Annotated in this window: 14 protein-coding genes and 1 tRNA gene; 11 read left to right on the top strand and 4 right to left on the bottom strand. The window is 69.8% G+C overall.

The annotated features are described in order from the left end of the window. Positions 1-7: 7 nt before the first annotated feature. From B0A89_RS02010 to lptF, 3 genes are read right to left on the bottom strand one after another with little or no spacing between them, the layout of a single operon-like run. Positions 8-2,455 carry an LPS-assembly protein LptD gene (locus B0A89_RS02010; protein WP_240558598.1) on the bottom strand — a complete coding sequence of 816 codons (2,448 nt, stop codon included), beginning with the start codon at positions 2,453-2,455 and terminating at the stop codon, positions 8-10. Continuing rightward, positions 2,452-3,573, bottom strand: a complete 1,122-nt coding sequence (lptG, locus tag B0A89_RS02005; RefSeq protein ID WP_085378694.1) for an LPS export ABC transporter permease LptG — start codon at positions 3,571-3,573, stop codon at positions 2,452-2,454. The genes B0A89_RS02010 and lptG overlap by 4 nt, the downstream gene beginning before the upstream one ends. Further along, positions 3,570-4,718: an LPS export ABC transporter permease LptF gene (gene lptF, locus B0A89_RS02000; protein WP_085376710.1), complete on the bottom strand. Its 1,149-nt coding sequence runs from the start codon at positions 4,716-4,718 to the stop codon at positions 3,570-3,572. Before lptF ends, lptG begins: the two co-directional genes overlap by 4 nt. Positions 4,719-4,903: 185 nt before the next feature. On the opposite strand from lptF, the gene B0A89_RS01995 reads away from it, so the two are divergent. Further along, positions 4,904-6,520: a leucyl aminopeptidase gene (locus B0A89_RS01995; protein ID WP_085376709.1), complete on the top strand. Its 1,617-nt coding sequence runs from the start codon at positions 4,904-4,906 to the stop codon at positions 6,518-6,520. A 6-nt stretch (positions 6,521-6,526) separates the two neighbouring features. Then, entirely contained in the window at positions 6,527-6,979 is a 453-nt protein-coding gene (locus B0A89_RS01990) for a DNA polymerase III subunit chi (RefSeq protein WP_085376708.1), read from the top strand. 549 nt (positions 6,980-7,528) lie between these two features. Here B0A89_RS01990 and B0A89_RS01985 read toward each other — a convergent pair. Next, positions 7,529-8,029: a DUF892 family protein gene (locus B0A89_RS01985; RefSeq protein ID WP_085376707.1), complete on the bottom strand. Its 501-nt coding sequence runs from the start codon at positions 8,027-8,029 to the stop codon at positions 7,529-7,531. A 155-nt stretch (positions 8,030-8,184) separates the two neighbouring features. Here B0A89_RS01985 and B0A89_RS01980 point away from each other — a divergent pair, with 155 nt between their 5' ends. The 9 genes from B0A89_RS01980 to rplL all read left to right on the top strand — a co-directional run bounded on the left by B0A89_RS01980 (position 8,185) and on the right by rplL (position 14,594). After that, positions 8,185-10,047, top strand: a complete 1,863-nt coding sequence (locus B0A89_RS01980; protein ID WP_085376706.1) for an ABC transporter ATP-binding protein — start codon at positions 8,185-8,187, stop codon at positions 10,045-10,047. A 73-nt stretch (positions 10,048-10,120) separates the two neighbouring features. Next, positions 10,121-10,196: transfer RNA gene (locus tag B0A89_RS01975), tRNA-Trp, on the top strand. Between the two features lie 25 nt (positions 10,197-10,221). Next, a complete protein-coding gene (locus B0A89_RS01970) occupies positions 10,222-11,130 on the top strand; it encodes a hypothetical protein (protein WP_085376705.1) in 909 nt (302 codons plus the stop codon). Between the two features lie 76 nt (positions 11,131-11,206). Continuing rightward, positions 11,207-11,401 (top strand): preprotein translocase subunit SecE, encoded by a 195-nt coding sequence (gene secE, locus B0A89_RS01965; protein WP_085376704.1) that lies wholly within the window; start codon positions 11,207-11,209, stop codon positions 11,399-11,401. A gap of 179 nt (positions 11,402-11,580) precedes the next feature. Then, positions 11,581-12,120, top strand: a complete 540-nt coding sequence (gene nusG, locus B0A89_RS01960; RefSeq protein ID WP_085376703.1) for a transcription termination/antitermination protein NusG — start codon at positions 11,581-11,583, stop codon at positions 12,118-12,120. Between the two features lie 75 nt (positions 12,121-12,195). Beyond that, positions 12,196-12,648 (top strand): 50S ribosomal protein L11, encoded by a 453-nt coding sequence (gene rplK / locus B0A89_RS01955; RefSeq protein ID WP_085376702.1) that lies wholly within the window; start codon positions 12,196-12,198, stop codon positions 12,646-12,648. A gap of 5 nt (positions 12,649-12,653) precedes the next feature. Continuing rightward, a complete protein-coding gene (gene rplA / locus B0A89_RS01950) occupies positions 12,654-13,358 on the top strand; it encodes a 50S ribosomal protein L1 (RefSeq protein WP_085376701.1) in 705 nt (234 codons plus the stop codon). A gap of 275 nt (positions 13,359-13,633) precedes the next feature. After that, positions 13,634-14,149: a 50S ribosomal protein L10 gene (rplJ, locus tag B0A89_RS01945; protein WP_085376700.1), complete on the top strand. Its 516-nt coding sequence runs from the start codon at positions 13,634-13,636 to the stop codon at positions 14,147-14,149. Positions 14,150-14,216: 67 nt separating this feature from the next. Continuing rightward, the gene (gene rplL / locus B0A89_RS01940) at positions 14,217-14,594 is read left to right on the top strand and encodes a 50S ribosomal protein L7/L12 (protein ID WP_085376699.1); all 378 of its coding nucleotides are present in this window, start codon (positions 14,217-14,219) and stop codon (positions 14,592-14,594) included. Positions 14,595-14,866: the final 272 nt, after the last annotated feature.

Below are 14,866 nucleotides of genomic sequence, written 5' to 3'. Positions count from 1 at the left end.
CGCGAGGCTAGCGCAGACAGCTGCGCCGCGCCACCGTTCCCGGCGCGGCCTCGCCACTGCGCCGGCCAAAGCCCCCCAGCCGCACCGACAGGCCCACGTCGGTATCGGGCCGCAGGTTGTCCGATGCGGTGAAGCGGCGCGAGACGGAAAGATCGACGCTCACGCATTCGTTGCGATAGGTCACGCCCAGTTCCGCCTTCTGCGCGCGGTCTGCGATGAAATCATAGCGCGTCTCGGCGTCAGCCCACCAGCCCTGCGCCAGCTGCCAGCCGGTCGTGGCGGTCAGTTCGGACACGTCGCTGGGGCGGCCTTGCTCGGTTTCGGCGTCGATCCACAGATAGCCTGCCGAAAGCTGAAAGCCGGGGGCGAGCCAGCCCAGCCGCGTCTCGCTGCGGTGGATGTCGAGATCGTCGTCGAACAGCGCCCGGCTGGCGAAGGCAAGGCCCTGATTGCCGCCATAGGTCGCGGCGAGCAGCCAGTCCGAACGCTTGCCCCACAGGATCTCGCCCGAGGCGGAGCGGATCTGGGCCGGATGCTCGCGCAGCACGCGCCCCGCCGTCAGGCCCAGCGACGCGCCGGCGGGGTCGATGCGCGTCCAGGTCAGGCCCAGATTGGCGCGCAGCCCCCCTTCGACCGCGTCGTGGCCGGGCATGCGGTCCAGCGCGAAAAGATTGCCTTCGTCGAATTCCACCAGGCGCGAATCCTCGTTCGGCACCGCGTCGCCCTCATCGAGGGTAGGGGACCAGACGATCTGGGCGACCGGCTCCAGCAGGCTTGTCGCCGCGCCGGCATGCGCGATCAGCGGCCAGCGCAGCTCGACCCCGGCCGTCGGATAGGCCCGCGCGCGGGACGCGTCGAAGCGGCTGTCGCCGCGGATGCGGTAAAGATCGGCGTCCAGCTGTGCCTTGGCGGCCGCCACCACCCCGCCCGGCATGATCCAGCTGCGGTTCCAGTCCGCCCGCGCCGAGGCGCGGGCCATGTCGCGCCCCTCGATGTCGCGGGCCGAGCTGCGGCGGTGGGCATGGGCGGAAAACTGCAGGCCCGCCTCGCCCCCCAGGCCGGCGGGGGAAAACCGCCGTTCCCACAGCGCATCCCCGACAAGGCCGGGCGACGTGGCCGCGTCCTCGTCCTCGCGCAGGGTTTCATAGCGCCCGATCCGGGCCGTCAGCAGCCGGTCACGCTTGATCCGCTCCAGCGTCACGCCGCTCCACAGCCGGTCGGCATCGGTGATGTCATAGTCCAGCAGATAGGCGCGGTCCGAGGCGGTCTGCACCTGCAAGCCCAGCCGATAGTCGCGCGGCAGCCGGAAGGCGGCCGCCCCGAACAGATAGCCGCGGGTGCCTGTCTGGATGTCGTCGCGGCTGATCGCGCCGTTCCATTCGGTCGCGCCGTTCGCAAAGGCCTGCCGATAGCGCAAGCCCAGCGTCGCCGTCCGGCTGGACGAGACATAGGGGGTGAGCGTCACATCCGCGCTGTCGCCCAGCGTGACGAAATAGGGCAGCATGACCCCGAATCCGAGGCCCGAGGTGGTGCGGAACCGCGGCGCCAGAAAACCGCTCATGCGGTCGACCCCCGGATCGGGCGCGCTGAGCGCGGGCAGCACGGCAAGGGGCAGGCCGAAGGCGCGGAACTGCGGCCGGTCGAAGTGGATGCGGTGCGTCTTGGCATCATGGGTCACGGACCGGGCGCGGATTTCCCACAAGGGGGTGGGGTCGCTGGCGCAGACCTGGCAGGACGAGGCGACCACATGGGTCAGCGTGGTCATCCGTCCGGCCCCGGTCCGGCGCACCTCGGCCGCAGCCAGCTGCAATTCGCGCGCCAGCACCAGCCGCGCGCCCCGCAGCAACCCGTCGCGCAGCCCTTCGTCCAGCTGGGCGCTGTCGGCGATCAGCACCGTCTCGGCCCTGCTGCCCGCCTTGGCCGGTTCGGTCAGGTGGATCGGGCCGTCGATTGCCATGGTGCCGGCATCGCCATCATAGACGACGCGCTCGGCGATCAGGCGCGCGCCCTCGAACCAGATCACGACCCCGCCCGATGCGGTCAGCACCCGGCCCTGACCCAAATCCACCCGGTCGGCCAGCAGCGTTGCCGCCCCGTCCGGCTCTGCCGTGGCGCTGGAACGGGGGCCGGGGGGCCGGGCCGGAGTGATGACGATCCGCGGCACAGCCGCGGCCGCGGTGCCGTCCGCGCGGGTATCGGGGCTGTCCGTGCCCGTCGCCGGCGCCAGCGCCGGGCGCACGGCCCGGATGCCCGCGCCCAGCCAGCTGAGCCAGCCCTGCTGCGCGGCGGCAGGCGCCGCCCCGGCCAGCAGCGCGGCGGCGGCCAGCGCCGCCGCGGCCCCCCAGGCCTGGCCGGGCAGGCGGGGCGCGGACCGGGGCGCAGGCTGGTGCGCAGACCCGTTTACGGGCCGGCGCATCCTTGCGGGGGTGCGGTCGGGGCAGGGGGTCCGGCTCATCCTTCCTCCAGCCTGAGCAGTGCGGCAAGCGCCAGCAGCGCCGCCACCAGGGGCGGCGAAAAGGCGGCAAAGGATGCCGGCGCCTCGCCCGCCTCGCCCAGAACCTGCGCCAGATTGCGCAGGAAGAACAGGGCCAGGCCAGAGGCAAAGGCGGCCAGGACCAGCAGCCCCACCCGGCGGCCCCGCATGGGCCGCATGGTAAAGACCGCCGCGACCATCACCATCGCCGCCATCAGGAACGGCCGCGCCAGTTCGGTCGCGAACCAGACCCGGTGGCGCAGGGCCGAGAAACCGGCCCGTTCCAGCCCGGCGATGAAGCGCGGCAACTGCCAGATCGGCACCGCCTCGGGCGAGCCGAAGCCGTCGCGGATGCGTGCCGCCGTCAGGTCGGTGGGCAGCGTCAGGCCCGGCAGCCTCATCGCGGCGGCCTCGGGGTTGGCCTCGGTCAGGGGCCATTCCTTGACCCCGCTCAGCTGCCATGTCCCCTGCGAAAGGCGGGCTGTCTGCGCCGCGATCCGGCGCACCGGCCCTTGCGAGGCGTCCAGAACCAGGAACATCGCATCATGCAGCGTCGCCCCGTCCGGGCTGGCGCGCGTTGCCCGGAGGACCGTCTGCCCGCCCTCGGACCCGGTTCCCGCAGCGCCGGGCGGAACGCTCTGGCGCAGCCACACGGCCCCTTTGCCCAGCGAGACGGTCTGGGGCACGGTATTGGCAAGGCGCGCCGCCGCTTCGTCGTAACGCCGGGCGCTGGCGGCAACCACGGGGTTGAAGACGCACACCATCAGCGCCCCGACCAGCATCGCGGCCACCGCCGGCGCGGCCAGGATGCGCAGCCCCGACCGGCCCGCCGCGCGCAGCGCGACCAGTTCAGAGCTGCGCGACAGACTGAGGAACAGCGCGATCGCCGCCAGCAGGGTGATCAGCGGCAGGATGGCATAGAAGCTGCTGGTGATGTTCAGCGCGGCAAGGCCGGCCATGCGCGCCAGCCCCGCGCCCTCGCGCGCATGGCGGCGGATCTGTTCGATCAGGTCGATGAGGAACAGCACCGCGACAAAGCCGCCGGCGACCAGGGCGAACTGGCGCAGGAAGCGGCGCGCCACATAGACCTGCGCGATCACGGCGCGGCCCCTGCCGGCTGGCCTTGGCGGCGGCGGGCCGGCCGGCGCGGCCGGGCGGCCATCCACAGCGCGCCGCCCGCGATCGCCGCCCCGGCAAGGGGCGGCAGATACAGCACCGGCCAGGCGCGCGGGCTCTGCGCTGCATGGCTGGCGGCCACCGTGGACAGCGCCTGCACCACCAGCAGCGCCAGCACCCCCCACAGCACCTGCCGCCAGACGCCGAAGCGTGAATAGTTGCCCAGCAGCAGCATCGAAAAGCCCAGCATTGCCGCGACCGGCGCCATCAGCGGCTGCGCCATCCGTTCATGCCCTTCGGTACGGGCGCGGTCGTGATCTGCGCCGGTCGCCTTCAGCAAAGCGGGGTCGGGGTCAAGCAGCCGCCAGGTGGAATAGGTGCGCAGGTCGCGGTCCTTGTGGCCGGCCCCCGCGAACAGCGCGCCGATGTCATAGGTCAGGTCGGCAAAGCGCGTGGTGGACAGGCGCGGCTCGCCCCCTTCGGCGGGGCGCAGGTTCTGGATCATCCCGCGCGCCATGACGAGGCGCGGCCCGGTCGCGGTCCGCAGGACCAGCGCCTCCTCGGCGGTATAAAGCCTCTGGTCGGCCGGGTTGCGCGCATCTTCCAGGAACAGGTCCAGCAGCCGGCCATCGGCCGCGACAGACCCGATGAACAGCGTCACGCCGTCTGCGGGATACTGAAAGGCCCCCGCCCGCAGGAACCGTGCGGTCACGTTCTGGGCCAGTTCCGCCTGCCGGTCGGCCAGGCGCGCCCGCGCCAGCGGCACCAGCCCGTGGGCCAGCGCGGCGACCATCAGCCCCGCGATCAGCCCGAAGACCAGCACCGGGCGGGCCAGGCGCCAGGGCGACAGCCCCGCGGCCTGCATCGCCGTCAGTTCGGATTCCGAGGACAGCCGGTTGGTGCCGTAGCAGGTGGCCGCGAAGGCCGCGACCGGCAGCACCAGCGAGATGACCAGCGGCAGGGTAAGGGCCGTGAATTCCAGCACGACCAGCGCGGTCTGGCCGTCCTGGATCAGCTGCTCGAACAGCTGCACGGCGCGGTTGATCCAGTAGACCGACACCAGCACCAGCGCAAAGAACCCGAACTGGGTCAGGTATTGCGACAGCATGTATCGGTCGATCCGCAGCATGAGCATTCCTGTTGGGGGAAGGCCCGCTTCCCCTGATATCCGGCTCATACAGCCGGCGCGCGGGCCGCGAAAGCCCGGCGCCGCCGATTGGCGCGGGGGCTGCTGTGCCGGGGCAGGCCGCTCTGGTCAAGCACGGGGGGGGCGGCTAGGGTCGGCTCGTTTCCCGAACCCGAGGCCCCCTTCCGATGACCCATCCTGTCGAGATTCGTTTCCTGCCCGCTGCCGGCGCGGATCTGGCCGCCCGCGAGGGCCGCATTGCCCTGCTGCTGCACGATCGCGGCCCGATGCCCCAGGGGCTGCCCCCGGCGACGCGCCGTGCCCTGCAGCGGGTGATCGCCTCGAAGGCATGGGCGGATGTCAAGCCGGGCGCGGCGCTGGAGCTGGCCTTTCCGGCCGGGCTTGCGGCCGATGCGCTGCAGCTGGTGCGCCTGCCGCGCCGCACCGATGCGCAGACCGCCCGCAAGGCGGGGGCGGCCATCGGCGCGCGGATGGGCCGGAACGCGGTGACGGTTGTTGCCCCCGCGCATGAGCGGCTGGCGGACGTGGCGCTGGGGCTGGCGCTGCGGGGGTATGACTTCTCGGTCTACAAGTCGCAGCCGGCCGAGGCGGCGGAGCAGCCGGACGTTGATGCGCCGGCCGCCCCCCCGCAGGGCGTCTCGCACAGCGGTGCGGCCGAGGATGCGCGCCTTGCCGATGCCGCCGCGCCCGCGCCCGAACCCGCAGCCTTGGCGCAGGACGATGCGGCCGCCCCGCCGCAGCCCGGCGCTGCCAGCGTCACCATCCTGTGCGACGATCCCGAGGCCGCCGCCCGCGCCGCGCAGGACGGGGCCGCGCTGGCCGAGGGCGTGTTCTTCACCCGCGATCTCGTCAATGAACCCGCCAATGTCCTGACCACGACCGATTTCGCCGACCGCCTGCTGGCGATGCGCGAACTGGGGCTCGAGGTCGAGGTGCTGGACGAGGACGAGCTTGCCCGGCTGGGCATGCGCGCGCTGCTGGGCGTGGGGCAGGGGTCGGACAGCCCGTCCAAGGTGGTCGTCATGCGCTGGAACGGCGGGGGAGAGGAGGCGCCCCTTGCCCTGGTCGGCAAGGGCGTCGTCTTTGACACGGGCGGCATTTCCATCAAGCCCGCGGCGGGGATGGAGGAGATGACCATGGACATGGGCGGCGCCGGCGTCGTCGCCGGGGTCATGCGTACGCTTGCCCTGCGGCGGGCGAAAGCCAATGTCGTCGGCCTGGTCGGGCTGGTCGAGAACATGCCCGACGGGCGCGCCCAGCGGCCGGGCGACATCGTGCGCTCGATGAAGGGCGACACCATCGAGGTCATCAATACCGATGCCGAGGGGCGGCTCGTTCTGGCGGATGTGCTGTGGTATGCGCAGGACCGCTTCAACCCCGCGGCGGTGGTGAACCTCGCCACCCTGACCGGGGCGGTCATCATCGCGCTGGGGCATGAGCATGCGGGGCTGTTCAGCAATGACGACAGCCTGGCAGGCAACCTGCTGAAGGCCGCGCGGGCCGAGGGCGAGGGGCTGTGGCGGATGCCGCTCGCCCCTGCCTATGACGAGCTGATCAAGTCGCGTCTGGCCGATGTGAAGAACACCGGCGGGCGGCCGGCAGGCTCGATCACCGCGGCGCAGTTCCTGCAGCGATTCATCCGCTCGGGCATGCCCTGGGCGCATCTGGACATCGCCGGCGTGGCGCTGCCGCCGGGCGAGACGGCGCTGGCGCCCAAGGGCGCGACGGGCTGGGGGGTGATGACGCTCAACCGGCTGGTGCGCGACCGCTTTGAAAGCCGCTGAGGCGCCTTGGGCAACGCGCTGTTCTATCACCTGACGCGCTCGGCGGCCGAACAGCTGCTGCCGGGCCTGATCGGCAAGGCGCGCCAGGCCGGCTGGCGGGTCGAGCTGCGCGGAATCGATCCGGCGCGGATGGCGCGGCTGGACGATCTGCTGTGGCAGGGCGACGGGTTCCTGCCGCACGGCCTTGCCGGGGGGCCGCATGACGCGGTGCAGCCGGTGCTGCTGACGGCAGCGGCCGACGCAAGGGGGGGTGTGGGCGCCGACTGCCTGATCGCCCTGGACGGGGCAGCGGTCGATCCGGCCGAATGCGCACCGGCCCAGCGGGTCTGCGTCGTCTTTGACGGCAATGATCCGGCGGCGCTCGACCGGGCCCGCGGCCAGTGGCGCAGCCTGACAGGTGCCGGGATCGCCGCGGAATACTGGTCCGAGGCGGGTGGACGCTGGGAACGGAAGGCCTGAGGGCGGGGCCGCCTTGCCCGGTAGTGTCAGGTACTTGTGCCGCCCTTGCGGATCAGGTCGGGTCTGGAGGCGGCGTAGGGACGGGCCGAGGGCCGGAAAGTGGCGCACCGGCCAACCTTGCCCATTGGGGCTGCTGCCCGATACCCTTCTCACTGGGACAGCCCGCCTGAACGGCCGGCAGCCGGGTTCATCCGGTGCGGCGCCCTGCGGCCCTGCCCGGCGCGACTAAAGGACGGGGCTATGCCCTTGGCCCTGTCCGGCCCATGCCCCGATTGGCCGATGCCGCGCCAGCCAGTTTACCGGCGGGACGAGACGAAGGCCCTATAACCGAGGCAAGCATGCCAACCTGCACTGCGAAAAGGCCGTGCAGACGGCCTGAGCTGAAAGGCCAAGCTGCCCGCCCGGGACGGCGGGCAGCAAGGAAGGCGCCTGCAGGGCCGTCTCCTGCCTGGAAGGAAATGCCTGCCCGGGGCATCAGGCCGTCCGCCTGATGGAGGGGCGGCTCTGCCGCCCTCAAGTCGGGCAGCCCCGCCCCTCACAGCAGCGGCCTTACATGGCCGCCTTGTTGACGCCGCCCTTGACGGCGATGCGGGTCATCGTCTCGTCGCCCTCATAGGTCGAGGCGGTGCAATCATCCAGCACGGCGACATCGTCCGAAAAGTCCAGCCGCGTCGCCCAGGCCTTCAGCGTGCCATAGCCGGTGATCGCATAATGCGCGAGACGCTGATACTGGCCGATGATCGCGGCGTCCTGCACCTCGTCATCGCCGAAATCGGCCTCGAGCGCGTGCTTGCGGGCCTCGGCCACCAGGCCCTCCATGCCTTTGCAATGCTCGCCCGAGGGTTCCTCGCCATGGGCGCGGGCCAGCTTTTCCATCTGGGCCATGCCCTTGCGGGTGCCTTCAAGGCTGGCCTGCAGCGCCTTTTTCAGATCGTCGTTGCGGGCGGCGGCAAGCAGTTCCTCGGTCACGGGGATGGTCTGCTTGCAGGCGCTGTAAAGATCCTTGACCCCGTCCAGATACAGATCCTCGAGGTTCTTGATGGCGGCCATGCGGTTTCCTTTCCGGTTGGCGCAGCAGGGCGCTGCATTGACATTGCAACGCCGCCGATGCAGGGCTGTTCCGCCTCTCTCGTCATTCTTGCCGCCGGCCCGACGCCAGCCCGCTCGAGGGCTGCCGGCCGGCCCGGCCCATTGCAGGTCTGCCCATGTTCGCCTGGTTCGAGCGGCGGCTCGATCCCTTTCCGCCGGAACTGCCGCTCACGCCCCCGCGCGGCCTGGGCGCCTTCGTGCTGCACTACAGCCGGGGCGCGCTGCCCTGGCTGGTGCTGCTGGCCGTGGCCTCGGCCCTGATCGCGGCGGGCGAGGTGGTGCTGTTCGGCTATCTGGGTGATCTGGTGAACCGGCTTGCCGGTGCCGGCCCGCAGGGTTTCCTGGCCGAGGAGGGGCCGCGGCTGATGCGGATGGCGCTGCTGCTGCTGGTGGGGCTGCCGCTGCTGAACATGCTCAGCACGCTGGTCATGCACCAGACGCTGCTGGGCAATTTTCCCCAGCGCATCCGCTGGCAGGCGCATCGTTACCTGCTGCGCCAGTCGATGGGCTTCTTCCAGAACGAATTCGCCGGCCGCATCGCCACGCGGCTGATGCAGACCGCGCTGGCGGTGCGCGAGGTGGCGATGAAGGTCATGGACGTGGCCGTCTATGTCCTTGTCTATTTCGCCGGCGCGCTGGTTCTGGCGGCGTCGCTGGATTGGCGCCTTGCGCTGCCCTTTGCGGCATGGGGGCTGCTTTATGCCGCGCTGCTGTGGATCATCATCCCCCGGCTTGGCCGCGCATCCGAGGCGCAGGCCGGCGCGCGGGCCGAGATGACCGGGCGCATCGTCGATGCCTATACCAACATCACCACCGTCAAGCTGTTCAGCCACACCGCGCGCGAGGAGGCCTTTGCCCGCCGGTCGATGGAGTCGTTCCTCGGCACCGTCCATCGCCAGATGCGCCTTGCCGCGGCCCAGGACATCGCGCTGAACCTGCTGAACGCCTGGCTGACGGGATCGACCGCGGCGCTGGGGCTGTGGCTGTGGCAGGCGGGCACCGTGCCGGTCGGCGCGGTGGCGGTGGCGGTGCCGCTGGCGATGCGGCTGAACACCATGAGCCACTGGATCATGTGGGAATTCGCCGCCCTGTTCGAAAATATCGGGACGGTGCGCGACGGCATCGGCAGCCTGTCGCTGCCGCGCATGGTGACCGATGCGCCAGGCGCGCGGCCGCTGGTCGTGACCGAAGGGCGGGTGCGGATCGAGGATGTGACCTTCCGCTATGACGCCGATCCCGCCGAGCGGCCGATCGCCGTGCTCGATCGCCTGTCGCTGGACATCGCGCCGGGCGAACGGATCGGCCTCGTGGGCCGGTCAGGGGCGGGCAAGTCCACCCTCGTGGGGCTGCTGCTGCGCTTTCATGAAACCGAATCGGGCCGCATCCTCATCGACGGGCAGGACATCTCGCAGGTCACGCAGCAATCGCTGCGCGCGGCCATCGGGGTGGTCACGCAGGACAGCAGCCTGCTGCACCGGTCGCTGCGCGACAACATCGCCTATGGCCGCCCCGATGCCACCGAGGCCGAGATCGCCCGCGCCGTCGCCACCGCCGAGGCAGGCGACTTCGTCGCCGGGCTGGTGGACGACGAGGGGCGGCGCGGCCTTGATGCCCATGTCGGCGAACGCGGCGTCAAGCTGTCGGGCGGGCAGCGCCAGCGCATCGCCATCGCTCGCACGGCGCTGAAGGACGCGCCGATCCTCGTTCTTGACGAGGCGACCAGCGCCCTCGACAGCGAGGTCGAGGCCGCGATCCAGCACCAGCTTGAGCGGCTGATGATGGGCAAGACGGTCATCGCCATCGCCCATCGCCTGTCCACCATCGCCGCCATGGACAGGCTGGTGGTGCTGGACGCGGGCCGCGTGGCCGAGCAGGGCACCCATGCCGAATTGCTGGCCGCGGGCGGCCTTTATGCCCGGCTGTGGAGCCGCCAGTCCGGCGGCTTTCTGGCCGGCGGCGATGAGGCACGGGGCGCATGACGGCCCTTGCGCCTGAATGGCGCTGTTGCCTCTTGCGCCGCTGGCGCGCGTGCCTTAATCGGAACCCCGGCTTAGGGGTATAGCTCAGTTGGTAGAGCATCGGTCTCCAAAACCGAGGGTCGTGGGTTCGAGTCCCCCTGCCCCTGCCAGCCGCCAGGATGATCGCCCGCTGTCATGGCAGTGACGGTTCACCTCGGCGCCCACAAGACCGCCAGCACCCATCTGCAACAAAGCCTGCGTGCGCTGGCATCGCCCATGCGCGGGGCGGGCATCCATTATCTGGACGTGCGGCACCTGCGGCGCTGGGGCCACAGGCTGGACGATTCGCTGGGCGAGCGCCCGTCGGCAGAGCGCCTGCGCGGCATCTGGCAGCGTCATCTGGACGCCGCGGCAGAGATATGGCCCGAGATCCTGATTTCCGAGGAAAACATCCTCGGCTCCATCCGCCGCGAGGCGCTGATGGGCCCGGCGGGGATCTATCCCCATGCGGCGGCGCGGGTGGACCGGCTGTGCGCGATGCTGCGGCGGCGCCCGGTCGAGCTGTTCCTGGCCGTGCGCGAGCCCCTGGCCTTCCTGGCCTCGGCCTTCTCGATGCAGCTCGAAGGGGGGCTGGCGCGCGACTTTGGCGCCTATGTGGGTGACTTTGATCCGGCGGGGCTGTCCTGGACCGGGCTTGCCGAACGACTGCTGGCGGTCGAGGGGGTGGCCCGGCTGGTGGTGTGGCGCTATGAGGATTACCGCGCGCTCAGGCCCGCGCTGCTGCGGCGGCTGCTGCCGGGGGCGTTGGCGGGGCGCGCGCCCGATCCGCGCCCGGCCGTCGTGGGGCTGTCGCAGGCCGCCCATGACGCGATCCGCCAGGGCCTGGCGGCCGATCCCGGCGCCGATCTGGCCGCTCTGGCCCGAGAGGCCAAGGCCATGTTCCCGCGCAGTGCCTATCCCGGCCGTCTGCAACCCCTCGATGCGGCGGCGGCGCGGCGCGTGCGGGCGGCTTATGGGGCCGACATCGCGCGGCTGGGCCGCCTTGACCGGGTCATGCTGTTGCAGCCGGGCGAGGCGGGCGCCGTGCAGGGAGCGGCGGGTTAGGGCAAGGGGCATCCGGCCTGCTTGCGTTTGCGGCCTGCCCGGCCTATCTGCACCGCTGCAATCCGAAGGATCCGAAATGGCCAGCCCTGTCCAGTTCCTAAGCCAGGTCCGCTCCGAGGCGGCCAAGATCGTATGGCCCACGCGGCGCGAGGTGACGACGACGACGATCATGGTGTTCGTCATGGCCACCGTGTTCAGCCTGTTCTTCTTTACCGTCGATCTGCTGATCCGCGGCGGGCTTTCGGCGGTGCTGCGCGCGATCGGCAGCTAGGGCAGCCCCTCGGGCTTGCATTCGCGCGGGGTGGGCGGTATCTCCGCCCCGACTTGCCCGGCTGTCGGCGTGCATCGATTCGGTATGCGCGCCGTTTCAGTTTCAGGGCCTTCGTTTCACGGGCTGCCATTGCCGCCGGCGACAGGCGCAGACCCGATCAGCAAGGGGCTATTCAGGCGATGGCAAAGCGGTGGTATTCGGTCAGCGTCCTGTCCAATTTCGAAAAGAAGGTGGCCGAGGCGATCCGTCAGGCAGCCGCTGAAAAGGGCCTTGAGCACGAGATCGACGATGTGGTCGTTCCCACCGAGGAAGTGATCGAGATCCGCCGCGGCAAGAAGGTCACCTCTGAGCGCCGCTTCATGCCCGGCTATGTGCTGGTGCATATGGACCTGTCGGAAAAGACCCATCACCTCGTCAATTCGATCAACCGCGTGACCGGATTCCTGGGCGCCCATGGCAAGCCCATGCCGATGCGCGACGACGAGGTGAACGCGATGCTGAACCGCTCGGGTCAGGGCGGGGCCGAGGTCGCGCCGCGCAACCTGATCCGCTTCGAGATCGGCGAGAAGGTGAGCGTCACCGACGGACCCTTCGAGGGCTTCTCGGGCATGGTCGAGGACGTGGACGACGCCGCAAGCCGGATCAAGGTCACGGTGTCGATCTTCGGCCGGCCCACGCCGGTCGAGCTGGAATTCACGCAGGTCGCCAAGACCGCGTGATGATCGTGCGGGAGGCGTGAGCCGCACCGCTATGTCGGCCCCCGCGAAGGGGCGTGATGAAAAGGAGAAGGCCAGATGGCCAAGAAAGTCGTCGGCAGCCTCAAGCTGCAAGTCAAGGCGGGGCAGGCGAACCCGTCCCCGCCCATCGGTCCCGCGCTGGGCCAGCGCGGCATCAACATCATGGAATTCTGCAAGGCGTTCAACGCCCGCACGCAGGAGATGGAAGCGGGCTCGCCGGTTCCGACCGTGATCACCTATTACGCCGACAAATCCTTCACTTTCGAGACGAAGACGCCGCCGGCGTCCTTCCTGCTCAAGAAGGCGGCGGGGCTGAAGCCGGTGGGCAAGCGCAACCGCGCCAAGGGCTCGGACAAGCCCGGCCGCACGAGCGCGGGGACCGTCACCGCCAAGCAGGTGCGCGAGATCGCCGAAGCCAAGATGAAGGACCTGTCGGCCAATGACATCGAGGCCGCGATGCAGATCGTTCTCGGGTCCGCCCGTTCCATCGGCATCGAAGTGAAGGGCTGATCCAGATGGCAAAGATGGCAAAGAAGAAAGCCGCTGCCCGCGCCGCGTTCGAGGGCAAGTCGCTGCTGCCGCTGGACGAGGCCGTGGCGCTGGTCAAGGCCAACGCCACCGCGAAGTTCGACGAGACGGTCGAGATCGCGATGAACCTGGGCGTTGATCCGCGCCATGCCGACCAGATGGTGCGCGGCGTCGTGCGCCTGCCCAACGGCACCGGCAAGGATGTGCGCGTCGCGGTGTTCGCCCGCGGGCCCAAGGCCGAGGAAGCTCGCTCCGCCGGGGCCGAGGTCGTGGGCGCCGAGGATCTGCTGGAATCGATCCAGGGCGGCAATCTGGATTTCGACCGGGTGATCGCGACCCCCGACATGATGCCGCTGGTCGGCCGCCTGGGCAAGATCCTGGGCCCGCGCAACCTGATGCCGAACCCCAAGGTCGGCACGGTGACGATGGATGTGAAATCCGCCGTCGAGGCCGCCAAGGGCGGCGAGGTGCAGTTCAAGGCCGAGAAGGCGGGCGTCGTCCATGCGGGTGTCGGCAAGATTTCCTTCGAGCCCGAGAAGCTGGCCCAGAACATCCGCGCCTTTGTCGAGGCGGTGAGCCGCGCCAAGCCATCGGGGGCCAAGGGCACCTATCTCAAGAAGGTGTCGATCAGCTCGACCATGGGTCCGGGCGTGTCGCTGGACCTCGCCTCGGCCACGCAGGCGCAAGGCTGATCATGACGGGCGGCCCTTCGGGGCCGTCCTTGCGTTCCGGCCTGATGCCCTGTATCAGGCCGGCTTCACCCCGATTCATCGATTCGGGGTGTCTGTCCGAGACGGAGGGCCGGCGCCTGCGCCGCTAAGTCCTTCCCGAGATGGAAGTCCGAGTTTTTTCCGCAAGGTGTTCCCTTTCGGGCGATCTCGGGTCCATCGTCCAAGGACCCGCCTGCGGTGCCGCCCGGCGCCGCGGACAAGAGAGCCGGGGGGAAACCCCCAACGTGGAGTGAACCGTGGATAGAGCCCAAAAAGAACAGGTGGTCGAGGAACTCGGCCAGATCTTTGAAAGCTCTGGCGTCGTGGTGGTTGCCCGCTACGAGGGGATGACGGTTGCCGAGATGCAGACCCTGCGCGCGCAGATGCGCGAGGCGGGGGGTGCAGTCCGCGTTGCAAAGAACAGGCTCGCCAAGATCGCCCTGGATGGTAAGCCGGCCGCTTCGATCGCCGATTACCTGACGGGCATGACCGTGCTCGCCTTCTCCGAAGACCCGGTGGCTGCTGCCAAGGTCGCGGATGCGTACGCCAAGACGAATGACAAGTTCGTCATTCTTGGCGGCGCAATGGGCGGTGCGGCCCTTGATCCGGCCGGTGTGAAGACCGTCGCCCAGATGCCGTCGCGTGAGGAGCTTATCGCTTCGATCGTCGGCTGCATCGGTGCGCCCGCGTCCAACATCGCCGGTGCGATCGGCGCGCCTGCCAGCAACATCGCGGGCATCCTCAAGACTCTGGAAGAGCGCGAGGCCGCCTGAGGCAATCCCGTCCCGTCGTGCGCGTGCCGCATGACGTTGGAACAACTTGACTGGAAAGAACGGAACAATGGCTGATCTGAAGCAACTCGCCGAGCAAATCGTCAACCTGACCCTGCTGCAGGCCCAGGAACTCAAGACGATCCTGAAGGACGAATACGGCATCGAGCCCGCCGCCGGCGGCGCGGTGATGATGGCCGGCCCGGCTGGCGGCGCTGCTGCCCCTGCCGAAGAGGAAAAGACCGAATTTGACGTCGTCCTGACCGATGCCGGCGCCAACAAGATCAACGTGATCAAGGAAGTGCGCGCGATCACCGGCCTGGGCCTGAAAGAGGCCAAGGATCTGGTGGAAGCCGGCGGCAAGGTGAAAGAAGGTGCCTCGAAAGCCGATGCCGAGGAAATGAAGAAGAAACTGGAAGCAGCCGGCGCCAAGGTCGAGCTGAAGTAATCCCCCCGCGGATTACGGTATTTCAGGGCAGGGTCCGGTTTTTCCGGTCCCTGCCGAACCCATCTTGAAGGACGCTTGGTCCGCATTAGGTATGAGGCCTGCATGGCAGGCCCGGTGCGAGCCAGCCGAGTTTCCTTCAGGGCGAGTTTGCGGTTCGGGAGCAGGGCGGTGGGACGCCCGGCACGAATGGAACCGCGCCCCTGATGTTCGCAAGCACGCCCGGATCGGGCCCCGACGATCCCCGGCGCGCGATGACGAAAGGCATTTGGACC

Source organism: Paracoccus contaminans, from assembly GCF_002105555.1.
Classification (GTDB): Bacteria; Pseudomonadota; Alphaproteobacteria; order Rhodobacterales; family Rhodobacteraceae; genus Paracoccus; species Paracoccus contaminans.
This window is presented reverse-complemented; position numbering and strand designations above follow the sequence as displayed.

Coding starts and splice junctions, on each gene's coding strand:
- rplA (WP_085376701.1), top strand. CDS start 12,654: ATGGCAAAGATGGCAAAGAAGAAAGCCGCTGCCCGCGCCGCGTTCGAG.
- B0A89_RS01970 (WP_085376705.1), top strand. CDS start 10,222: ATGGCAGTGACGGTTCACCTCGGCGCCCACAAGACCGCCAGCACCCAT.
- B0A89_RS01985 (WP_085376707.1), bottom strand. CDS start 8,029: ATGGCCGCCATCAAGAACCTCGAGGATCTGTATCTGGACGGGGTCAAG.
- B0A89_RS01995 (WP_085376709.1), top strand. CDS start 4,904: ATGACCCATCCTGTCGAGATTCGTTTCCTGCCCGCTGCCGGCGCGGAT.
- rplL (WP_085376699.1), top strand. CDS start 14,217: ATGGCTGATCTGAAGCAACTCGCCGAGCAAATCGTCAACCTGACCCTG.
- B0A89_RS02010 (WP_240558598.1), bottom strand. CDS start 2,455: ATGAGCCGGACCCCCTGCCCCGACCGCACCCCCGCAAGGATGCGCCGG.
- lptF (WP_085376710.1), bottom strand. CDS start 4,718: ATGCTGCGGATCGACCGATACATGCTGTCGCAATACCTGACCCAGTTC.
- rplK (WP_085376702.1), top strand. CDS start 12,196: ATGGCCAAGAAAGTCGTCGGCAGCCTCAAGCTGCAAGTCAAGGCGGGG.
- B0A89_RS01980 (WP_085376706.1), top strand. CDS start 8,185: ATGTTCGCCTGGTTCGAGCGGCGGCTCGATCCCTTTCCGCCGGAACTG.
- nusG (WP_085376703.1), top strand. CDS start 11,581: ATGGCAAAGCGGTGGTATTCGGTCAGCGTCCTGTCCAATTTCGAAAAG.
- secE (WP_085376704.1), top strand. CDS start 11,207: ATGGCCAGCCCTGTCCAGTTCCTAAGCCAGGTCCGCTCCGAGGCGGCC.